Raw genomic sequence first — 19,851 nt, 5'->3', positions numbered from 1 at the left:
CCCGCCCCGGGGCGGGAATCCCCACCTGCCATCAGTACTTAGAAGTCATCTCATTTGGTGTGCCGCTCGCCCGTAGAGCAGTCGGCCGTCACCGGGTGTACGTACGGATGCGGTAGCGCAACCCGGTCCTGGAGGACTGCCATCCCCTGTCCTCGGTGAGCGTCCACGTGCCGTCCGGCGTCGGTGCGTAGGTGTCGCCGTCCACCGCCGCGTCGACCTCGGTCACCGAGAGCGTCGTGGCGTGCTCCAGCGCGGTCCGGTAGATCTCGCCGCCGCCGATGACCCATACCGCGGCAGGATCGGCCTGCTCCCAGGGCTCGGCTGCGAGGTCGAGAGCCCCGGCGACGGACCCGGCACGCTCCGCGCCTTCGGCCGCCCACTGCGCGTCGCGCGTCACGACGATGTTCCGCCTGCCGGGCAGCGGGCGGGCCCGCGGGGGCAGCGCGTCCCACGTTCGGCGCCCCATGACCACCGGGCAGCCGAGGGTGGTGGCTTTGAAGTGCGCCATGTCCTCCGGCAGGTGCCAGGGGATCGTGTTGTCCGCGCCGATCACGCCGTCGAGGGTCTGCGCCCAGATCAGCCCGACGTTCATACGGCGACCGGGGCCTTGATGGCGGGATGGTGACGGTAGTCGTGCACTTCCACGTCGGAGTAGGCGTAGTCGAAGAGCGAGTCGGCCTGGCGCAGGTGCAGCCGGGGGAACTCGAACGGAGTGCGCGACAGTTGCTCGGTCACCTGCGCGACGTGGTTGTCGTAGATGTGGCAGTCGCCGCCGGTCCAGAGGAACTCGCCGGGCTCCAAGCCGACTTGCTGCGCCACCATGTGTGTGAGCAGGGCGTAGCTGGCGATGTTGAACGGGAGGCCGAGGAAGAGATCCGCACTGCGCTGGTAGAGCTGGCAGGAGAGCTTCCCGTCGGCGACGTAGAACTGGAAGAGGGCGTGGCACGGTGCAAGTGCCATCTCGGACAGCTCGGCGACGTTCCACGCCGAGACGAGCATCCGGCGGGAGTCCGGATCGCGGCGCAGCGTGTCGAGGACCTCGCTGAGCTGATCGATGTGTCTGCCGTCGGGGGCCGGCCACGAGCGCCACTGCGCGCCGTAGACCGGGCCCAGATCGCCGTTCGCGTCGGCCCACTCGTCCCAGATGGTGACGCCGTGCTCGCGCAGCCAGCCGACGTTGGTGTCGCCCCGCAGGAACCACAGCAGTTCGTGGACGACGGACTTGAGGTGCACCTTCTTACTGGTGATCAGCGGGAAACCCTGCGACAGGTCGTAGCGCAGTTGGTGCCCGAAGACGCTCCGGGTGCCGGTGCCCGTGCGGTCCGCCTTGGCCGTCCCGGAGGTCAGCACCAGCCGCAACAGGTCTTCGTACTGGGTGTCCGCCACGGCCGAGGAGCCTACTGGGCCATCGGCCGCCGAGTCCACCGCGCGCCGCCTCGACCAGGCGTTCCTCGCCGGGCCTTCCGGCCCGCGAGGGATGGAATGCTCGGTCGGAGAGCAGCGGTACGGAGCACTGTCGCGCACGGAGTGAGGAGTCTTGTGCTTGAGCACCAGGTACGTGTCCACCGCAGTGCGGACGAGTTGCCGCGTGAGGAACAGCTCGCCTGGAAGCTGGCGGAGGTGGCCACGGCGACTCCGCCGGCGGACCAACTCGCTCCGCAGGCCCTCCGCATGGCGGCGAACCGTGTGATCGACAACGCGTCGGTCGCGGTGGCCTCGCTGCGTCGCCGTCCGGTTGCCGTGGCCCGTGGCCAGGCGCGCCCGCACGTGCTCGCGCCGGGTGCCTCGCTCTTCGGCACCGCGCCGCGGCTGCGGGTCTCGCCTGAGTGGGCGGCCTGGGCGAACGGCACGGCGGTACGGGAGTTGGACTTCCACGACACCTTCCTGGCTGCCGACTACTCCCACCCGGGCGACAACATCCCCCCGCTGCTCGCCGTCGCCCAGCATGCGGGCCGCGGCGGTGCCGAGCTGCTGCGCGGCATCGTCGCGGCGTACGAGATCCACGTGGCGCTGGTGAAGGGGATCTGCCTGCACGCGCACCGCATCGACCACGTCGCGCACCTCAGCGCGGCCACGGCCTGCGGGCTGGGCGTGCTGCTCGCGCTCGACCCGGCGACGGTCCACCAGGCTGTGCAGCAGGCGGTGCACACCACCACCGCGACCCGTCAGTCGCGCAAGGGCGAGATCTCGTCGTGGAAGGCGTTCGCGCCGGCCTTCGCGGGCAAGGCGGCGATCGAGGCGGTGGACCGCGCGATGCGCGGCGAGTCTTCGCCCTCGCCCGTCTACGAGGGCGAAGACGGCTTCGTGGCCTGGATGTTGGACGGCCCGGACGCGGCGTACACGGTGACACTGCCCGAGCCGGGGGAGGCCCGCCGCGGCATCCTCGACACGTACACCAAGGAGCACGCCGCCGAGTACCAGGCGCAGGCCGTCATCGACCTGGCCCGACGGCTGCGCGAGCGCCTCGCCTCTCCCGCGGACGTCCGGGAGATCGTCCTGCACACCAGCCACCACACCCACCATGTGATCGGCACGGGCGCGGGGGACCCGCAGAAGTACGACCCCGAGGCGAGCCGCGAGACCCTCGACCACTCGGTGCCGTACATCTTCGCCGTCGCGCTCGAGGACGGGACCTGGCACCACGAGCGCTCGTACGCGCCCGAGCGCGCCAGGCGCCCGGAGACGGTCGAGTTGTGGCGGAAGGTCTCCACCGTCGAGGACCCGGAGTGGACCCGCCGGTACCACGACCCCGACCCGGCCAGGCGGGCGTTCGGCGGGCGGGCCGTCGTCACGCTGCGGGACGGCACGGTGCTGGAGGACGAACTCGCCGTCGCCGACGCCCATCCGGCCGGGGCCCGTCCCTTCGACCGGGACGCCTACACGCACAAGTTCCGCACCCTCACCGAGGGCACCGTGCCCCCGGGCGCGCAGGATGCCTTCCTGCACTCCGCCGAGCGCCTCGGCGAGCTGGACGCGGCCGGCCTCGCGGAGCTGTTCCCAGCCGTGGACACGGATGCTCTCGACGCGTACGACGCCACCCTCCCGAAAGGACTCTTCTGATGCTGCACACCCGCACCACCCCCGCCGAGCGCCGTCGCAGGTTGCGTGAGCTCCTCGCCTCCGGCCGACTCGTGCAGATGCCCGGGGCGCTCAACCCGTACTCGGCGCGGCTCGTCGAAGAGCACGGCTTCGAGGCGGTCTACCTGTCGGGCGCCGTGCTCTCGGCCGAACTCTGCCTGCCCGACATCGGGTTGACGACGTCGACGGAGATCGCCGCCCGCGCCCAGCAGGTGACGCGGGTGACCGATCTGCCCGTGCTGATCGACGCGGACACCGGCTTCGGCGCGCCCGTCAACGCGGCGCGCACCGTCCAGCTCTTCGAGGACGCCGGCCTGGCGGGGATGCACCTGGAGGACCAGACGGCCGTCAAGCGCTGCGGCCACCTCGACGGCAAGACGCTCGTCACGCGCCGGGAGATGGCGCAACGGGTGCGCGCGGCCGCCGACGCCCGACGCGACGGCGACTTCCTCCTCATGGCCCGCACCGACGCCCGGGCGGTCGAGGGCCTCGACGCGGCGATCGACCGCGCGAAGGCGTACGTCGACGCCGGCGCCGACGCGATCTTTCCCGAAGCCCTCGCCGACGAGGACGAGTTCGCGGCGTTCCGCAGGGCGCTCGACGTGCCGCTGCTGGCGAATCTGACCGAGTTCGGCAAGACCCCGCTCCTCGGCGCCCGCACCCTGGAGAACCTCGGCTACAACCTCGCGCTCTACCCCGTCACCCTCTTCCGCCTCGCCAACGGCGCCGTCGAGGACGGCCTGCGCACCCTCGCCGCCGAGGGAACCCAGGAATCGCTGCTGCCACGGATGCAGACCCGCTCCCGCCTCTACGAGGTACTCGGCTACGCCGACTACACCGCGTTCGACTCCGCCGTGCACGACTCCACCGCGCCGCCCGACGCCTGAGCGCCGGGCAGCCGTCCCTCCGCACGGCTGCGGAAGCCGACGCCTCCGCGGGCGCCGAGCATCCGGTGGCCCCGCAGCGAGCCCCGGCACCCGTCTTCGGCAACTGCTCCCGCACCGCGGAGCGTTGCACGGCAAGGGGCCGCCCCGAACGCGGAAGAGGGGGCATACCGGCCGGTGGTCGGGCTGCGCCATACGGCCGAGAGGGTGCGTCGCCCCGTAGCGCGCCGGGTACGGACGGGCTCCGATCCACTCGCGCACGAGGAGGCGACATGTCCGCATGCGAGGTTTGCGGCAACGAGTATCCGCACGCCATCGAGGTCCGCGCAGCAGGCCGGGTGCACGTCTTCGACAGCCTGGAGTGCGCCGCGCACAAGTTGGCGCCCGTCTGCGAGAACTGCGGCTGCCGCGTCCTCGGCCACGGGATGGAGGCCGACGGGCACTACTACTGCTGCGCGCACTGCGCCCGTACGCAAGGACGCACCCAGCTCGCGGACAGTACCGCGTAGGCGCAGCCGAGGGGCGCCGCTACCGGGCAGCCGGGTAGGTGACGGCGCGGTCGCCGCCGACGACGGCGCCGGCGCTCAGCCGTGCGGTCTCCAGCCGGTTCCGGCCGAGGATGTGGAAGACCGCTTCCTCGTGGGCGAGCAGGTGGTCGGCGATGATCCGCCGGTGGCATCGCCACCACACCGCCTCCGAGCACATCACGGCGGTCCGGTGCGCGGTGCCCGCGTCGCGCAGGCCGTCCAGCGCGTGCCGGAACTCCGCGGAGAGCGCGTGGTCCGCGTAGTTGTGGAAGCTGCGGTTCTCCCACCAGGCGTTGACCTCCCACGGGACCTCCGAGCTGACCGGGCGGCGCCCCGTCAACCCCGCCATGCGCCGGAGCCGGACCCCGTCCTCGGCGAGGGAGGCGGAGAGGGCGTCCTCGTCGAACTGCGGGTGCCTCGCGGAGCCCGGATGCCTGCGGACGTCGACGACGAGTTCGATGCCGCTCGCCCGCAGCAGCTCGGTGAACTCGGCGAGCGTGCGGTTCGAGTGCCCGAGCGTCCAGAACGGGTTGCTCACCGATCGTCGTCGACGAGCCGGAGCGCGCTCCCCTTGTGGGCCGCGACGTGGCCCGTCGCGTCGCTCTCGATCTCGTACTGCGGATCGTCGGGCGAGGCCCGGTGGGTGTGCCCCTTGTAGTCGAAGTCCTCGGTGTGCACCTCGGTGATCCGTCCCGAGACGTGGCCGGCTTCCGAGTTCCACGTCACGTGGTCACCGACAGAGAAACGATGGGACATCCGCACTCCTTTCCTCCCGCGCCATGGGAACACCGGGCGCCGCCCGAACCCGTGAGGCCGACCCGGAAACCCCGCCCGGCTCACCGGTGTTGCGCAGGAAGACCTCCGGAGCGGCCTCCTGCCACGCCCGGATAACCACTTGCCCGCCGGGCCGCCGCTCAGAATCATGCATGAGCGCGGTCCGGAGCGACGTCGGGAGGCGAGGTCTCGTGGACGAGCCGAGCCGGTTCCGCCTGGCGCTGAGCGCGTGGGCGGCCGGCGGGACGCGGGCGGACGAGGGCGCCGCGGTGGCGCGGGAGCTGGCCGGCGGGGCGCTGCGTACGGTCGTACTCGTCGAGGGGGAGAGCGACCGGGCCGCGATCGAGGCGCTGGCCGCCCGGTACGGCCGCGACTTCCGCGCGGAGGGCGTCGCGGTGGTACCGCTCGGAGGCGCGACGAGCATCGGGCGGTTCCTGGACGTCTGCGGCCCTCCCGGGCTCGGCCTTCCGCTCGCCGGCCTCTGCGACATCGGCGAGGAGCGGCACTTCCGACGCCACCTCGAACGGGTGGGGCTCGGCTCGGGTCTCGCACAAGCCGGGTTGGAGAGCGTCGGGTTCCAGGCGTGCGTCGCCGACTTGGAGGACGAGCTCATCCGCGCCGTCGGCGCCGACGGCGTGCAGGAGGTGATCGCAGCTCAGGGCGAGACCCGCCCCTTCCGCATCTTCCAGGGGCAGCCGGCCCAGCGGGAGCGGCCCGTGGAGCACCAGCTCCGGCGCTTCATGGGGACGCACAGCGGCCGCAAGGCGCTCTACGCGCAGGCGCTGGTCGCGCACCTGGACCTCGCGCACGTACCCCGGCCGCTGGACCGCCTCCTCACGCACCTCTGACACGGCCGTCGCCGACGTGCGCCCGTCTCCGCGGCCGCATGCCGTGCCTCCCAACTCGCTTTATGGTGAGGCGCATGTGGCATTTCCGTGGCACAGCGGTGGCGGCGCCGCGCCTCCCGGCCCGGCCGACGGACGGCCCGCCGCAGGGCGCCGCCGTCTCCGCACGGGGACGGTGAAGGGGTGGGCGCCGCCGACTCCCTCCGGGAGCTCCTCGGCTCCGCTGCGGACCGCTCGGTCGGGGAGGCCGGCGCCTCGGTGTGCGCCGTCTACCTGCTCTCGCCGCACCGGGAGACGCTGCGACTGACGGCGCTGAGCGGCCTCCCCGCACAGGTCGCCACGCATCTGGCCCGGCTGCCCCTCGCGGACCCGATCCCTCCGACCGAGGCCGCGCGGGAGCGGCGGCTGGTCTGGGTGCACAGCCAGACCGAGCTGGCCCGCCGCTACCCGAGGGCAGCCCTCGTGATGCCGTACGACTTCGCGCTCGCGGCGGCACCGGTCACCAGCGGCCCCCTCGTGCGGGGGGTGCTGGTGCTGCTCTGGCCGGGAGCGCACCCCTACCGGCTGAGCGCACAGGCACGCGACGTCGTCGACTCGGCCTGCCGCCGTGTGGCCGCCCTCCTCGACGCCGACGAGGAAAGCAGCCGGGAGCTCAGCGAAGCCGAGGAGCCCGTGCCGGGCCCGCCGCGCGCCGGCACCGTGCGGCCAGGTGGAGCCTCCGCCGCCGAGGAGTGCCTCGACCGCCTGCCGGAGAGCTACTGCTCGCTCGACACGGGCGGGCGAGTCACGTTCGTCAGCGACAGCGCGGCCGACCTGGTCGGCCGCGCCGCCGGGGAGCTGTGCGGGGCGCCGCTGTGGGAGGCGCTGCCGTGGCTGGAGGACCCCACCTTCGTCGACCGCTACCGTGCGGCGGCGATCAGCCGGCGGCCCACCTCCGCCACCGTCGAGCGCCCTGGGCACCAGCAACTGGACATCGACTTCCACCCGGACCCGACGGGCGTCAGCCTCCGCCTCACCCTCGCCGACGGCACCGTGTCCGCGGACCGGCCGCCGCACGAGCACCTGGCGGGGGCCGACAGGCCGACCAGGGCGGGCTCCCTCTACGACGTGATGCACCTCGCCGCGTCCCTCACCGAGGCGGTCGGCGTGCAGGACGTCGTCGAGCTGGCCTCCGACCGGATCATGCCCGCCTTCGACGCGCAGGGGTTCGTCCTCTCCGTGGTCGAGGCGGGCAAGCTCCACATCGTCGGTCACCGTGGCTACCGGGACGAGGTCGTCAGCCGTCTCGACCATCCGCCGTTCCGCGACGAAAAGGCCCCGACGGTGCGTGCGCTCACCACCGCGTCGCCGCTCTTCTTCGTCTCGCCCGAGGAGATGGCGCGGTTCAACCCGGACATCCCGAGGCTCACCGGGCGGGCCGCCTGGGCGTTCCTGCCGCTCATCGTCTCCGGCCACCCGGTCGGCTGCTGCGTGCTCTCCTTCGACCGGCCGCGACCTTTCGACCGCGACAAGCGCGCCGTCCTTGCCTCGCTCGCGGCCCTGCTGGCGCAGGCGTTGGACCGCGCCCGCCTCTACGACACCGAGCACCAGCTCGCGCAGGAACTCCAGACCGCCCTGCTCCCCACGTCCCTCCCGCGGGTGCCCGGCCTGGAGGTGGCCGCCCGGTACCTGCCCACCTCGCGGGGGATGGACGTCGGCGGGGACTTCTACGACCTCATCCGCTGCGATGAAACCACGGTCGCCGCGACCATCGGCGACGTGCAGGGCCACAGCGTCACCGCCGCCGCGCTCATGGGCCAGCTCCGCACCGGCGTCCACGCCAGCGCCGGGGCCCCGTGCGGAGAGGTCCTCGCCCGGACCAACCGCCTCCTCACCGACCTCGACACGGGGCTCTTCACAAGCTGCCTCTACCTCTCCATCGACCTCGCCCGCCGCCGCGTCCACCTGGCGAGCGCCGGTCATCCGCCCCCGCTCCTGCGCCACCCCGACGGGCGCACCGAGGTGCTGGAGCCGCCGTCCGGCCTGCTGCTCGGTATCGACCCGGCGGCCGAGTACCAGACCACCGAGGTATCCCTGCCGCCGGGTGCGGTGCTCGCCCTCTACACCGACGGGCTGGTCGAGACCCCGGGCGCGCACCTCGACGACGGGATCGCCGACCTCGCCTGCCGGCTCTCGCGCGCACCGCACCGCTCCATGGACGACCTCGCCGACGCCCTCGTCCGCCCGCACGAGCGGACCGACCAACGCCAGGACGACATCGCCCTGCTCGTCATCGGGACGCCACCGGAAGACGGATGACGGGCTCGCGGGACCGCCCCCGCGCCGCGGCCCACCTGTCCACCGCGCCCGAACCCACGCCGCAGCCGGGGAAGTCGGTGCTGCCGCCGCGCAGCGCGACACCAACTCCCTCCGGTGAGACGGTAGTTCGACGTCGGTTGCAGCCCGGTAGAAGACCCCGCAGGCCCCGTGCGCCACAATGTGCGCACGAGGCGACGGGGACCAGGAAGCCGGTGCGAGTCCGGCACGGTCCCGCCACTGTGACCGGGGAGCGGCCCTCCTGCACGTCACTGTCCGCTGTTGCGGACGGGAAGGCGGAGGCGAGCAACGATCCGGGAGTCAGGAGACTGACCCGTCGCCGGTCCGACGGCAGGGGCGAGGACACCCCGGAGAGGATCGACCGTGACGACGCATGCCCGCGCGCAGAGGGCGCACCGGCCGGAGCCCGGCCGCCGAGGGGTGCTGGCAGCCGGGGGCGCGCTGGCGCTCGGCGCGACAGGACTGCTCACCGGCTGCGGCGGCGACACCAAGGACGGGGGAAGCGGCGACCGCTTCCGCGCCGCGTTCACGGCCGGCGGTTCGCAGGAGACGCTCGATCCGCACGTGGCACCGAACTTCGTCGACCAGGCCCGCGCGAAGGCGCTCTACGACACGCTCGGCACGTACGCCGACGACATGTCCGTCCGGAAGCGGCTCGCGGAGTCCTGGGAGAGCAACGCGGCGGGGATGCGGTGGCGGGTACGACTGCGCAAGGCCGAGTTCCACGACGGGAAGCCGGTCACGGCTCGGGACGTGCTCTACAGCTACCGCCGTGCCGCCGACCCCGAACTCGGCTCCCCCTCGCAGGAGTTGCTCTCCGCGATCGACTTCGACGCCAGCAGCGCCGACGGTGCGCGCTCCGTCGTCTTCGTACTCAAGGCGCCGAACTTCGAGTTCCCCACCGTCTTCGCGGGCCCTGGCACCGAGATCGTCCCCGAGGGGGCCGAGGACTTCCGCGACCCGGTCGGCTCCGGGCCCTTCACTTACGTCTCGTTCACCCCCGGCGGTACGGCGCGCTACCGGAGGTGGGCCGACCACTGGGACGGCCCGCCGCACATAGCGGAGTTGGAGATCGTCCCCGCCAACGAGGAGTCGGCGCGGCTCAACTCCCTGCTCTCCGGGCAGGTGCACTACGCGGCCGACATGGCGGGCTCCTCCGTCGACCGCCTGCGGAAGGACGACTCGACGCGGCTCCTGACGGCCGAGCGGGCCACCGCACAGCAACTGCTGCTGCGCACCGGCCGCAAGCCCTTCGACGACCCGCGACTGGTGCGGGCCGTGCAACTCGGCATCGACCGCAGGGCGTTGGTCCGCGTGGCCCTCGCCGGCCACGGTGACGTTGGCAACGACCTGTTCGGCCGGGGCCTTCGCGGATACCCCGACGACCTCGACCCGCGCGAGCGGAACGTCGAGGAGGCGCGGAAGCTCGTGAAGGAGGCGGACGCGGAGGGGCTGCACCTCACCGTGGAGACCAGCTCCGTCGACGCCGCCTGGGAACCCGCCGTCGAACTGATGGGCCGCCAGCTCAAGGACGTCGGGCTGCGGCTCACCGGCCGCACCCGGGCCGCCAGCACCTACTTCAGCGAGATCGAGACCCAGGGCGTCGCGGCCTTCAACACCACCTCCACGCTGCCCGTCTCCGACTTCCTCCAGCAGCGCGTCCGCGGCGGCGCGGCCCGCAACCAGACGCAGTACGCCTCGAAGAAGTTCGACGCGCTGCTCGACCGCGCCCGCACCACCCGTGACGAGAAGGACCGGCTCGCCCTGCTCGCCCGTGCGCAACGGCTCGCGAGGGACGAGTCGGGCCTGCTGGTGTGGGCGTTCTCCGACGCCAACGACGCCGTCCGCTCCTCGGTGCGCGGCCTGCGCGCCGCTCCGCCGAACTCGCACGACTGGGCCAGGTTCGACCGGGCCCGCGTCGCCTGAGGTGCGCCGTTACGTCCTGCGGCGCTCGCTCCTCGCGGTGTGCCAGTGCCTCGTGGTGCTGGTCGCGGTCTTCGCCGTCGGCTCGCTGCTGCCGGGCGACACGGCGGACGTGCTCCGCGGAGAGCTCGGCACACCCGAGCAAGTGGCCACGCTGCGCGCCCAGTTGGGCCTCGACGAACCGGCCTTGACGCGCTTCGTGCACTGGCTCGGCGACCTGTTCACCGGCGACCTCGGGAACTCCCTGACGACCGGCCTCCCGGTCGGCGAGGACCTCGGCCGCCGCATCGGCGTCACGCTGCTCCTCGGCGCCCCCGCGCTGCTGCTCGTCACGGTGCTGGCGCCGCTCGTGGGCACGGTGTCGGGGCTGAGGGAGGGCAGCCGCGCCGACCGGGCGCTGAACACGGCGGCGGTTCTGCTCCACGCCGTCCCGGAGTTCGTCCTCGGGCTGCTGCTCGTCGCGTCGGTGTCCCTCGCCGCCGGCCTGCTGCCGGCCACCGCCGTCGGCATGGACGCCACGGCGCTGCTGGCGCAGCCGGCCGTACTGGTGCTGCCCGTCGCCGTGCTGGCGGCACGACACCTGTGCGACCTGGCGCGGCAGATCCGGGCCGGTGTGGCGGCCGAGCGGCACGGCGCCGTCGCCGCGCACCTTCGGCTGCTGGGGATGAGGGAGCGGACGGTGGTGCTGCGCCACGTGCTGCCCGGCGCCCTCGGCCCCGCGGCGCAGCAGTACGCGCGTTGCGTGGAGGGGCTGTTGGGCGGTGCCGTGCTCGTGGAGGCGGTGTTCAGCCTGCGCGGGCTGGGCACCGGCTTCGTCGAGGCGGTGCAGAACCGGGACATGCCCCAAGTGCAGGCGTATGCACTGGTGTTCGCGGGGACGGTCGTCGCGGTCAACCTCGTCGGCGACCTCGTCGCGCACCGGCTGGCACCGCGTCGGGAGGTGACGGCGTGAGCGCCGCACGCGGACGCCGCCCGTGGATCGCCCTGGCGCTTCTCGGGGCGCCGGTGCTCGTCGCGGTCCTCGGACCGTGGGCCGCCGCGGGATCGCCCTCGGCGCAGGGCGCGTTGCCGTCCCGGCCGCCCGGCGACGGGCATCCGCTCGGCACGGACGTCCTCGGGCGTGACGTGCTGTGGCTCGTGCTGCACGGGGGCGCCTCGGTGCTGGGCAGCGCCCTCGGCGCGCTGCTCGTCGGCGCGGTGGTCGGGGTGCCGCTGGGGCTGCTCGCAGCGGGGGAGCGGCGGGCCCTCGACGAGTCGGTGATGCGCGGGCTGGACCTGCTGCTCGCCTTCCCCGGGTTGCTGGTGCTGATGACCCTGGCGGCCACGGGGCACCGGGAGTGGTACTGGCTCGTCGCGGTCGCAGGTGTGCTCCAGGTGCCGGCCGTCGCACGCCTCGTGCGCGGCGCGGCGCTGGCGCCGAGCGCGCAGACGGTCGTCGAGGCGCTGCGGATGCAGGGGCGCGGGTGGGCGTACGTCCATCTGCGGCACCTGGCACGGCAGTTGGCGGCTCCGCTCGCCACCGACGCGGCCGGTCGGTTCTCCGTGGTGCTGTACCTGCTGGCGTCGGCGAACTTCCTCGGCCTCGGGCTGCCCCCTTCCTCGCCGGACTGGGCGGTCCTCGTCGAGCGCAACAGCGACGCGCTGTTCACCCAGCCCGCCGCCGTGTTGATCCCCGCCGGTCTGCTGACGTGCCTGTGCGTCGGCGGCAACCTGCTCGTCGACCGTGCCCTGGCGGGCAGGAGAGAGGTGCGACCGTGACCGGCCGCACGCCCGTACCGCTGCTCGACGTTCCCGGCGTCTCCGCACACGCGGACGGGGCCGCACGCCCGCTGCTCGACCGCGTCGGGCTCACCGTCGAGTCCGGCTCCGTCACCGCGGTCGTCGGCCCGTCGGGCAGCGGCAAGACGACGCTCGGCCTCGCGGTGCTGGGGAGTTCGCCTCGCGGAGTGCGGCTCGACGGGCGCGTCCTGCTGGCGGGCGAGGACCTGCTCCTCCTGCCGCCCGAGCGGCGCCCGGCGGCCAGGGCGGGCCGCGCCGCGCACCTTCCGCAGCACCCGGACACCGTGCTCGACCCGGTCCGCCGCGTCGGCGGCGCCTTGACGGAGCTTGCCGTGCTCGGGCACGAGGGCAGGGCCGCGCGGAAGGCGGCGGCGCGACGCGCTTTGGCCTCCGTCGACCTTGCGTGGGACGCCGTCCGCCGCCGCTTCCCCCACCAGCTCTCCGGTGGCCAGCAGCAGCGACTGGCGCTCGCCTCCGCCCTCGTGACGGGGGCGCGGCTGCTGGTGCTCGACGAGCCGACCAGCGGCCTCGACCCGGCCCTTGCACACGCACTGGGCCGCACGATCCGGACGCTCGCGCGAAACGGAACCGGCGTGCTGCTGCTCAGCCACGACCTGCCGCTCGTGCGCGGGACGGCCGACCGGACCGTCGTGCTGGAGCGCGGCCGGGCGGTCGACGAAGGGCCGACCGCGCAGCTCCTCGGCCCGGGCCCCGCCGCCCGCCACCGGGCGACCCGCGAGCTGCTCGCCGCAGAGGACCCCCCGCGCGCGGGGGGAGGCGCAGGAAGCGCCCGGCCCGCGGAGTGTGGCGACGGCGTCACCGCCGCGGGCGTCGCGGTGCGCCGCCGGTCCGGCGATCCGCTCGCCGGACCGGTGACGATGGCGTTCCCGCCCGGCAGCAGGACCGCGCTGCTCGGCCCCTCGGGGTCGGGGAAGACGACGTTCGCCCGAGTCCTCGCGGGGCTGACCGCACCGTCCGCGGGCGAGGTGCGGTACGAAGGCCGGCCGCTTCCCCACCGCGTGGGCCGGCGCACGGCGGAGCAGCGCCGCGCCGTCCAATACGTGCACCAGAGCAGCGCCGGCTCTTTCGAGGCGCACCGTCCGATGCTTCCCCAACTGGCCGACACTGCAAGGCTGTTGCGCGGACGTCCCCACCAGGAGGCGACCGCGGAGGCGAGGACGGCAGCACGCGCCCTGGGCCTCGAAGACGCGCTGCTGCACCGCTTCCCGCACCAGCTCTCCGGCGGCCAGCTCCAACGCTGCGCGCTCGTACGCGCGTTGACGGCACGCCCGGCACTGCTCGTCTGCGACGAGGTGACCTCGGCCCTTGACACCGTCTCGCGGCAGCAGCTTCTCGACGCGCTTCCCGACCTGCTCGCCCCGGCCGGGACCGCGCTGCTCCTCATCAGCCACGACCTGCCCGCCGTACGGGCGTTGAGCGGCGAGGCCGCACTCTTCGACGAGGGCCGCTGCGTGCGGCGCGGCGCGGTGGATGCGGTGTTGCCCGCTGGGTGGGCGGGCACGTGAGCGCGGCGCCGGCCGAAGCACGGGCGGTCAGGCGGCGGGTCTCCCGCTGCTCGCGGAGAGCGGATCGGCTCGTGCACGTGCGGGGGCGCCGACGAGTGCGCAGGGCCGGTGTGTCCGTGAAGTGCTGTGGTCCGGGGCCCGGCGTCGCACGACGGCTGCGGCTTGAGCTGGGCCGACGTCCCGCTCAACTTCGGTTTGCGCACCGGCACTTCACCAACCCTTCTGTGCGCACGTCGACTTGATCCCCGAAGTACTCCGCATCCGGCAGCAGCAGTCGCTCAACTTCCCGTTCCCCGCCGCTCCTTGCCGGACGGGTTGCTCCGCACGGGTGCGGAGCGCAGCCCGGGAAGGCGGCGACGAGTGAGGACGATGCCGAGCATGACGAGTACGGCCCCGGCGACCTGATTCCAGGAGACCGGCTCCCCCAGGAGAACAACCCCCAGCGCGACGCCGACGACCGGAGCGAGGTAGGTGACGGCGGCAGCGTTCGCCGCGCCCCAGGCCGCCACGACGTTGGCGTTCCAGACGTAGGCGAGCCCCGTGCCGAAGGCGCCGAGGGCGGCGGTGGCGAGCAGCACCCGCCAGGTCAGATCGCCCGGCGCCGGCGAGGCGAGGAAGGGCGTCGCCGCCAGCATCACCACGGCCCCCGCGGTGACCTGACGACGGCGACGGGAAGACCGGGCAGCCGACGCGGCGAGACGAAGCGCCGGAGGCAAACGAAGGCGATCCCGTAGCAGGCCGTCGCGGCGAGACAGGCGAGTTGGGCCGCGAGGTCGCCTCCGGGGGCGACGGGGAGCGGGTCGAGAATCACCAGTACGCCGGCGAAGCCGAGCAGCAGGCCGGCGGCGGTATGGCGGGTGAGGCGTTCGGCCGGCAGCAGAACGGCGGACCACGCCAGCGCCATCAGCGGCGTCGTGACGTTGTATGTGCTGGCGAGCCCCGAGGTGATCCGCTGCTCGGCCCAGGCGAAGAGCGTGAAGGGCACGAGGCACAACAGCACGGCCACGACGGTCAGATGCCACCACAGCGCCTTGTCGCGAGGCACCCGCCGGCGCGCGACGAGAGCGGCCGGCCAGAGGACCGCGGCGCCCACGACCATGCGCGCCCACACCACCTGGAGCGGTGCCAACGACTCCAGGCCGACCTTGATGAACAGAAAGCTGGAGCCCCACGCCATGGCGAGCAGTACGAACTGGCCGACTACCGGCACGTCTCTCTCCTTCGAGGCGGTACGCGATTCCCAAGAGAGAAGCGCGAATCGACTCGAAAGACCGGCGGTATTCCGACGCCGCGTTCCGCCGCTCGGCTGCCGGCCGTCGCGCGTCGGCAGCCCTGGCCCGCCCCACCGCGCGTCGGCGGTGGCGCACCGCGCGGCGAGGCGCACGGCGCCGGCGCGGACCTCGACCTACGCGCCCTCCGCACGCGCGGCCTCGCCGGAGCGGCCGTCACTGCGCCCGGTGGCGAAGCCGACCGGGAGCGCCCGGGGGCCGCCGCAGCACGGCGCGTCCTCCTCGGTGGCTTCCCCGGCGCAGGCGCCGGCGTCCTCTGCGGGGATCGGTTCGCCGGAGCAGACACCGGTTTCGGGCAGGTCGAGCCGTACGTCGTCCGCGGCCTCGCGGTCTCCGGCGAGGGCGGCGGCGATGGAACGGACCTGTTCGTAGCCGGTGGCCTGAGGAACGTCGGCGCGCGGCCGTAGCTCTTCATGCCGACGAGGTAGAAGTCCCGTTCCGAGTGGGCGAGTTGGCGCTCCCCGTGCGGGGGCACCGTTCCGCAGCCATGGAAGTCGGGGTCGATCAGAGACGCGAGCTGGGACGGTGCTTAGGTCGCCGTGTCCAGATCGATGCGGACCTAGCGGAGCATGTCGAGGTCGGGACGGAGGCCGGTGGCGGCCACCACCGTGTCGGCGTCGAGCGTCCGTGTTCCGGCCCGGAGACGGATGCAGGTGGCGGTGACGCCGGTGATCGCGAACTCGTGTACCGGCGTGACGGAGCCGGACTCGACGGCCTCCTTGAGCCGGGTGCCCAGCGCGCCGCGTGCGGGCAGCCCGTAGGCCTCGCCTCCTCCGTAGACGCGGTGCACGGACGTGCCCCGCACCGCCCAGGTGATGCGGGTATCGCCGCCCCCGGCGGCCAACTGCACAAGGGAGAGCAGGGTGTTGACGACGGAATGACCCGCACCGACGACGACGGTGTGCCGTCCGGCGAACCGAGAGTGCTCACTGCCCAGCACGTCGGGCAGCGGTCCGGTGACGCGGTCGGTGGCCTCCGTCTCACCCGACGCCGAGAGCCCCGAGCGGCCGAGCGGATTGGCGCACCCCCAGGTGCCGGAGGCGTCGATGGCAGGGCGGGCCTCGACGTCGTGCACCTCGCCGCCACCGGTCACCGTCCGGACGAGGGGCGGATGTGCCCCGCGTCCCAGGGCGCGCATGACGTCGACGCCCTTGCGCGACACCGCAGTTGCGCGGACGCCGGTGCGGATGCGGAGAGCGATCTCCTCCAACACGAGGCGTTCCAGGCCTCGTTCGAGGAGGCGCGCCGCGGCCGCAGGGCCGACGGGACCTGATCCGACGACCACGACGGGTGACTGCGCGGTGATGCCCATGAAGACCTCTCCGTCTCGACGCCCTTCCACGTCCATGCGCAAGCAGGCCGGCACGCGACAAAGCGGCCTCTGTAGAAAAGGCGGCTCGGCCGACCGCGCCACTGGCCGACTGTTTCGATGCGTGTCAAACTCCGCGCATGGCCAACGTGAAGCCCCCGCCCGCCGCCGCCCCGGTGCCGTGCTGTCCGCCGTTGGACGAGAGGCCGTTGGGGGCGGAAGAGGCCGAACGCGTCGCGAGGATGTTCAAGGCGCTCGCCGACCCCGTGCGGCTGCGCCTCTTCTCGCTCGTCGCCTCGCACCCGGGCGGTGAGGCGTGCGTCTGCGACATCGCGGACGTCGGCGTCTCCCAACCGACCGTCTCCCACCACCTGAAGAAGCTGAAGGAGGCCGGTCTGCTCGTCTCGGAGCGCCGGGCCACCTGGGTCTTCTACCGCGTCGAACCCGGCGTCGTGGCGGCCATGGGGCAGCTCCTCACGCGCGGCGGGTGAGCCGCCTCGACCGAACTTCCGCCGTCACGCGAGCGATACGTGCGCCAGGGCGACGCGCACCGGCATTTACCCGAAAGCCTTACGACGCCGGAGCGCTTGCCCGGAAGCGATGTGGAAGGGATCTCGGAGAGAACCGGTCAGCAGACCCAAGTCCAGTGTTGACGGCGAGGATGCGCCTTGCGGGACCGACGCAGTGCCGCAAGGAAAAGCCCGGGGACGGTGCGTCCCTCCGCCACGGGATCGGCCCCGGGCCGATACCCTGCTCGCGGAGAGCGCACCCGCGCGAGTACCCGTTGTCCGTGGGCAACACGACGGAGCCGCCGGGGAGTTGGCTGTGCGTCGACGTGCGTGGCGACACCTCGTGGGGCCGAGCCCCGCGCCCTCACTCGACCCGGCCGCCTTCGGACGCGGCTTCGTCCTCGTCCGGCAGGTGTACGTCGTTGACGGCGACGTTCACCTCGACGACCTCAAGGCCCGTGAACCGCTCGACCGCGTCGACGACGTTCTCCCGGACCTCCCGCGCGACCTCCATGATCGCCACTCCGTACTCCAGGACGAGGTCGAGGTCGATCGCCGTCTGCCGCTCGCCGACCTCGACCTTCACGCCCCGGCCGACGTTGGACCGCCCGCCCGGCACCCGATCCCGCACGGCGCCGATGGTGCGCGAGATGTTGCCGCCCATGTCGTGGACACCGGGGATCTCGCGTGCTGCCATGCCGGCGATCTTCACGACCACCAGGTCGGCGATGGACGTCCGGCCGCGGGTGGGCGCCGGCTCGTCGGCGCCGTGCCCGCCGCCGCTCACCGTCGTACTGCGCTGTCCCGTCCTCTCCGCCGATCCGGTCTGCTCCTGCTCGGTAGCGGTCTGCTTGGTGGCCACCGGTACCTCCTCCGCGTCGTGGACGTGGTGCCCTGGCCGGTGTCGCACGCCGGAGTGCGGCGCGGACCGGCGAAGGGCCCTCTTGAGAGCCCTGCCCGGAACGGCGCGCGGAAACCTGACGCCCCGACCGGAATCTCAGGCGGACCGAATCGGCCGTGCTGCAGGCCGACTTGGCGCCGAGGCATCGGGTCGGGTGCTCGCGGGACGAGCCGCGCGCACGCTCCGTGCACCCCGGGGACGTTATACACCGCCGGGATCGGGCAGGCTATCGCCTTCCGGACGGAACGGGACACCCTGACGAACGACGGAGGTGGTGACCGATGGACACCCACGAGGAGGTGGCCGTAGCCGAACCTGTGTGCGCTCGACTGCTGTGCCGGCCGCAGACGAGCGCGCAGGCGCGCCGCGCCGCGAAGGAGTTCCTCGCCGGGCTCGATCCGCAGCCGGGGCAGGAGACGGCGGAGGCGCTCCTGCTCGTCGTCTCCGAGCTCGTCGCCAATGCGGTACGGCACGCGGGCGGCCTGGATCGCCTGATCTTCCGCTGCGGCGAGGACGGCGGGATCGACGTCGTCGTCGCGGACGGATGCCCGCACCCGCCGCGCCGCCGCCGGACGAGCATGCAGACGGGGGACGAGACGGGCGGGTTCGGCTGGCCTCTGGTGCTGGAGCTTTCCGACGAGGTCTCGGTTCGCCCCACGGACGCCGGCGGAAAAGTCGTCCGCGCCACGCTCCGATGATCGGCGCCGCGACTTCCCAGCCGCGACCGCCGGTGCCGTTGTGACGGCTGGCGCCGTGTCCCACGCGGGTCATGTCGCTTTGCGCGTGGGTCGAGAGTCCCGTCGTGTCGCCTTACAGCGAGGCATGTTGCCCCTTTTTCCTGCACGACTGCGTGACCGAGGTCAGGTCTGCGTGGGGGTGCTGCGTCAGATGGAACGGTAAGTGAAGGTTCAGGCACAAAGGCCTTCCGTGCAGATGGCGTTGGGGAGATCGGCGGTGCCGTCGGCCTGTGGTTTCCCGGCCCGCTGAAGGCCATCTCCCAGGCGGCTGGTGATCGTTCGCACGACCCCGCCTCCGCGACGGCGTCAATATGCGTGTGCATGGCGGCAGTTCGGGAGGCAGGCTACCGGGATGAACATGGAAGAGACCCGCGCGGTGTTGGTACGTCGATACGGCCCTGAAGCCGAGGGTTGGCTCGCCGAGGTTCCCAACCTCGCTGCACGGCTGGCCGCGCGGTGGGGGTTCGTGCTGGGTGAGCTCTTCGAGAGCGGAGCCTCCTCTGTCGTTTTCCGCTGTCAATGGCCTGACGGGAGGCCAGCGGTCCTCAAACTCAGCCCGGACCGGGCACTGTTGACCAAACAGGTGGAGATGCTGCGCGTGTTCGCGCCGTCGGGTCGGGTGCCGGTCGTCTTGTCTGCCGACGCGGAGGCCGGGGCGATGATGTTGGAGGACATTCTGCCCGGCACTGTGGCCGAGGACATGCCGCAGACGTCTTTGCCGCAGCAGTGGGGAGAGTTGCTTGCCGCACTGCACGCCGTGGCCCCACCCGCGCACTGGCCACTGGATCTGCGCGGTCGGTTTGACGAATCCTTCGCCCGGATCGGCCAGCGGCTGTCCGAACCGGCCATCGGCGCACGGATCGACCAGGCCGCGTGGCAGCGGGCGATACGGCGCTGCGAGGAGTTGCTGGACAGTCAGGCCGGGCTCGTGTTGCTGCACGGCGATCTGCACCTCGGCAACGTCCTGGACGGCGGCCCGTCGCGCGGTCTGGTCGCTATCGACCCCAAGGCATGCGTAGGCGACCCGTGCTTCGACGCCGTCGACTACGTGGTGGCCGGCGCCGGACAAGAGGGTGTCGAGGCCCGCTGCCAGCGGGTGGCGACCGCGTGCAGGCTCGACGGGGACCGGCTGTATGCCTGGAGTCGAGTGGTCGCCCCAATGGCAGCCATCGCACACCTCACCCATGACGGCCCGGAGCCCGTGATCGACGAACTACTCGCTCTGTCTCGCTGATCCCACGCATCAGTTCGGCCCGGCGAGGGAGCGCCTCCCGAGCGCCGAGCCGCTCGCGGCGACCTCGCCGGCCGTCATCACGGCGAGGGCCTCGCGGAGGTAGCTATGTCGGAAGCCACCGGCCTCGGCGGGGCGCCCCTCGCCATGCGGGCGAGAGGCAGTTCTGCAATCCGCCTGCGCGCTGACGTTGTTCGGCTGCGTACCGCCTTGCGGACCGTGA

Annotated in this window: 20 protein-coding genes and 1 riboswitch; of the genes, 12 read left to right on the top strand and 8 right to left on the bottom strand. The window is 72.9% G+C overall.

The genetic code is table 11. From position 1 onward, the window contains the following. Window positions 1-88 precede the first annotated feature (88 nt). Together F603_RS0113425 and F603_RS0113420 are read right to left on the bottom strand one after the other, a co-directional pair. Window positions 89-592, bottom strand: a complete 504-nt coding sequence (locus F603_RS0113425) for a dihydrofolate reductase (RefSeq protein ID WP_019546521.1) — start codon at window positions 590-592, stop codon at window positions 89-91. Next, a complete protein-coding gene (locus tag F603_RS0113420; RefSeq protein ID WP_019546520.1) occupies window positions 589-1,386 on the bottom strand; it encodes a thymidylate synthase in 798 nt (265 codons plus the stop codon). Before F603_RS0113420 ends, F603_RS0113425 begins: the two co-directional genes overlap by 4 nt. 153 nt (window positions 1,387-1,539) lie before the next feature. Here F603_RS0113420 and F603_RS0113415 point away from each other — a divergent pair, with 153 nt between their 5' ends. The 3 genes from F603_RS0113415 to F603_RS0113405 all read left to right on the top strand — a co-directional run bounded on the left by F603_RS0113415 (window position 1,540) and on the right by F603_RS0113405 (window position 4,471). Then, window positions 1,540-3,060 (top strand): MmgE/PrpD family protein, encoded by a 1,521-nt coding sequence (locus tag F603_RS0113415; protein ID WP_019546519.1) that lies wholly within the window; start codon window positions 1,540-1,542, stop codon window positions 3,058-3,060. Beyond that, complete coding sequence (gene prpB / locus F603_RS0113410; RefSeq protein ID WP_019546518.1) at window positions 3,060-3,965, top strand: methylisocitrate lyase; 906 nt, start codon at window positions 3,060-3,062, stop codon at window positions 3,963-3,965. Before F603_RS0113415 ends, prpB begins: the two co-directional genes overlap by 1 nt. Window positions 3,966-4,234: 269 nt before the next feature. Beyond that, complete coding sequence (locus tag F603_RS0113405; RefSeq protein WP_019546517.1) at window positions 4,235-4,471, top strand: hypothetical protein; 237 nt, start codon at window positions 4,235-4,237, stop codon at window positions 4,469-4,471. A 19-nt stretch (window positions 4,472-4,490) separates the two neighbouring features. Here F603_RS0113405 and F603_RS0113400 read toward each other — a convergent pair whose 3' ends face one another. Both F603_RS0113400 and F603_RS0113395 read right to left on the bottom strand, forming a co-directional pair. Continuing rightward, window positions 4,491-5,027 carry a DUF488 domain-containing protein gene (locus F603_RS0113400; protein WP_019546516.1) on the bottom strand — a complete coding sequence of 179 codons (537 nt, stop codon included), beginning with the start codon at window positions 5,025-5,027 and terminating at the stop codon, window positions 4,491-4,493. Continuing rightward, entirely contained in the window at window positions 5,024-5,245 is a 222-nt protein-coding gene (locus F603_RS0113395; RefSeq protein ID WP_019546515.1) for a hypervirulence associated TUDOR domain-containing protein, read from the bottom strand. Before F603_RS0113395 ends, F603_RS0113400 begins: the two co-directional genes overlap by 4 nt. 209 nt (window positions 5,246-5,454) lie before the next feature. On the opposite strand from F603_RS0113395, the gene F603_RS0113390 reads away from it, so the two are divergent. From F603_RS0113390 to F603_RS0113365, 6 genes are all read left to right on the top strand, one after another. Next, window positions 5,455-6,111, top strand: a complete 657-nt coding sequence (locus F603_RS0113390) for an ATP-dependent endonuclease (RefSeq protein ID WP_019546514.1) — start codon at window positions 5,455-5,457, stop codon at window positions 6,109-6,111. 180 nt (window positions 6,112-6,291) lie between these two features. Next, the gene (locus F603_RS0113385; protein WP_019546513.1) at window positions 6,292-8,406 is read left to right on the top strand and encodes a SpoIIE family protein phosphatase; all 2,115 of its coding nucleotides are present in this window, start codon (window positions 6,292-6,294) and stop codon (window positions 8,404-8,406) included. Window positions 8,407-8,608: 202 nt separating this feature from the next. Beyond that, window positions 8,609-8,735: riboswitch (cobalamin riboswitch) on the top strand. Between the two features lie 52 nt (window positions 8,736-8,787). Beyond that, window positions 8,788-10,350 (top strand): ABC transporter substrate-binding protein, encoded by a 1,563-nt coding sequence (locus F603_RS0113380; RefSeq protein ID WP_281168888.1) that lies wholly within the window; start codon window positions 8,788-8,790, stop codon window positions 10,348-10,350. 1 nt (window position 10,351) lies between these two features. Next, window positions 10,352-11,299 (top strand): ABC transporter permease, encoded by a 948-nt coding sequence (locus tag F603_RS0113375; protein ID WP_019546511.1) that lies wholly within the window; start codon window positions 10,352-10,354, stop codon window positions 11,297-11,299. Beyond that, entirely contained in the window at window positions 11,296-12,105 is an 810-nt protein-coding gene (locus F603_RS0113370; protein ID WP_019546510.1) for an ABC transporter permease, read from the top strand. Before F603_RS0113375 ends, F603_RS0113370 begins: the two co-directional genes overlap by 4 nt. Then, a complete protein-coding gene (locus F603_RS0113365; RefSeq protein WP_019546509.1) occupies window positions 12,102-13,652 on the top strand; it encodes an ABC transporter ATP-binding protein in 1,551 nt (516 codons plus the stop codon). The genes F603_RS0113370 and F603_RS0113365 overlap by 4 nt, the downstream gene beginning before the upstream one ends. Window positions 13,653-13,930: 278 nt before the next feature. Here F603_RS0113365 and F603_RS35835 read toward each other — a convergent pair whose 3' ends face one another. The 3 genes from F603_RS35835 to F603_RS35560 all read right to left on the bottom strand — a co-directional run bounded on the left by F603_RS35835 (window position 13,931) and on the right by F603_RS35560 (window position 16,253). Then, the gene (locus tag F603_RS35835; RefSeq protein ID WP_245600782.1) at window positions 13,931-14,287 is read right to left on the bottom strand and encodes a DMT family transporter; all 357 of its coding nucleotides are present in this window, start codon (window positions 14,285-14,287) and stop codon (window positions 13,931-13,933) included. Continuing rightward, window positions 14,287-14,862, bottom strand: a complete 576-nt coding sequence (locus F603_RS35830) for a DMT family transporter (protein WP_245600765.1) — start codon at window positions 14,860-14,862, stop codon at window positions 14,287-14,289. The genes F603_RS35835 and F603_RS35830 overlap by 1 nt, the downstream gene beginning before the upstream one ends. Before the next feature lie 638 nt (window positions 14,863-15,500). Continuing rightward, window positions 15,501-16,253 (bottom strand): FAD-dependent monooxygenase, encoded by a 753-nt coding sequence (locus F603_RS35560; RefSeq protein WP_019546508.1) that lies wholly within the window; start codon window positions 16,251-16,253, stop codon window positions 15,501-15,503. 137 nt (window positions 16,254-16,390) lie between these two features. Here F603_RS35560 and F603_RS0113350 point away from each other — a divergent pair, with 137 nt between their 5' ends. Further along, on the top strand, window positions 16,391-16,741 hold the full coding sequence (locus F603_RS0113350) for an ArsR/SmtB family transcription factor (protein ID WP_026328388.1): 351 nt from the start codon (window positions 16,391-16,393) through the stop codon (window positions 16,739-16,741). 382 nt (window positions 16,742-17,123) lie between these two features. Here F603_RS0113350 and F603_RS0113345 read toward each other — a convergent pair whose 3' ends face one another. Continuing rightward, entirely contained in the window at window positions 17,124-17,621 is a 498-nt protein-coding gene (locus tag F603_RS0113345; protein WP_019546506.1) for an Asp23/Gls24 family envelope stress response protein, read from the bottom strand. A gap of 320 nt (window positions 17,622-17,941) precedes the next feature. Between F603_RS0113345 and F603_RS0113340 the strand changes: the two genes are divergently transcribed. After that, window positions 17,942-18,358 carry an ATP-binding protein gene (locus F603_RS0113340; protein ID WP_019546505.1) on the top strand — a complete coding sequence of 139 codons (417 nt, stop codon included), beginning with the start codon at window positions 17,942-17,944 and terminating at the stop codon, window positions 18,356-18,358. Window positions 18,359-18,755: 397 nt separating this feature from the next. Next, window positions 18,756-19,631, top strand: a complete 876-nt coding sequence (locus F603_RS0113335; RefSeq protein ID WP_026328386.1) for an aminoglycoside phosphotransferase family protein — start codon at window positions 18,756-18,758, stop codon at window positions 19,629-19,631. The last annotated feature ends 220 nt before the right edge of the window (window positions 19,632-19,851 follow it).

It is taken from the genome of Streptomyces sulphureus DSM 40104, assembly GCF_000381025.1.
Lineage (GTDB): Bacteria > Actinomycetota > Actinomycetes > Streptomycetales > Streptomycetaceae > Streptomyces > Streptomyces sulphureus.
Note: the sequence above shows the minus strand (reverse complement) of the source record. Positions and strands in the feature narration are given on the sequence as shown.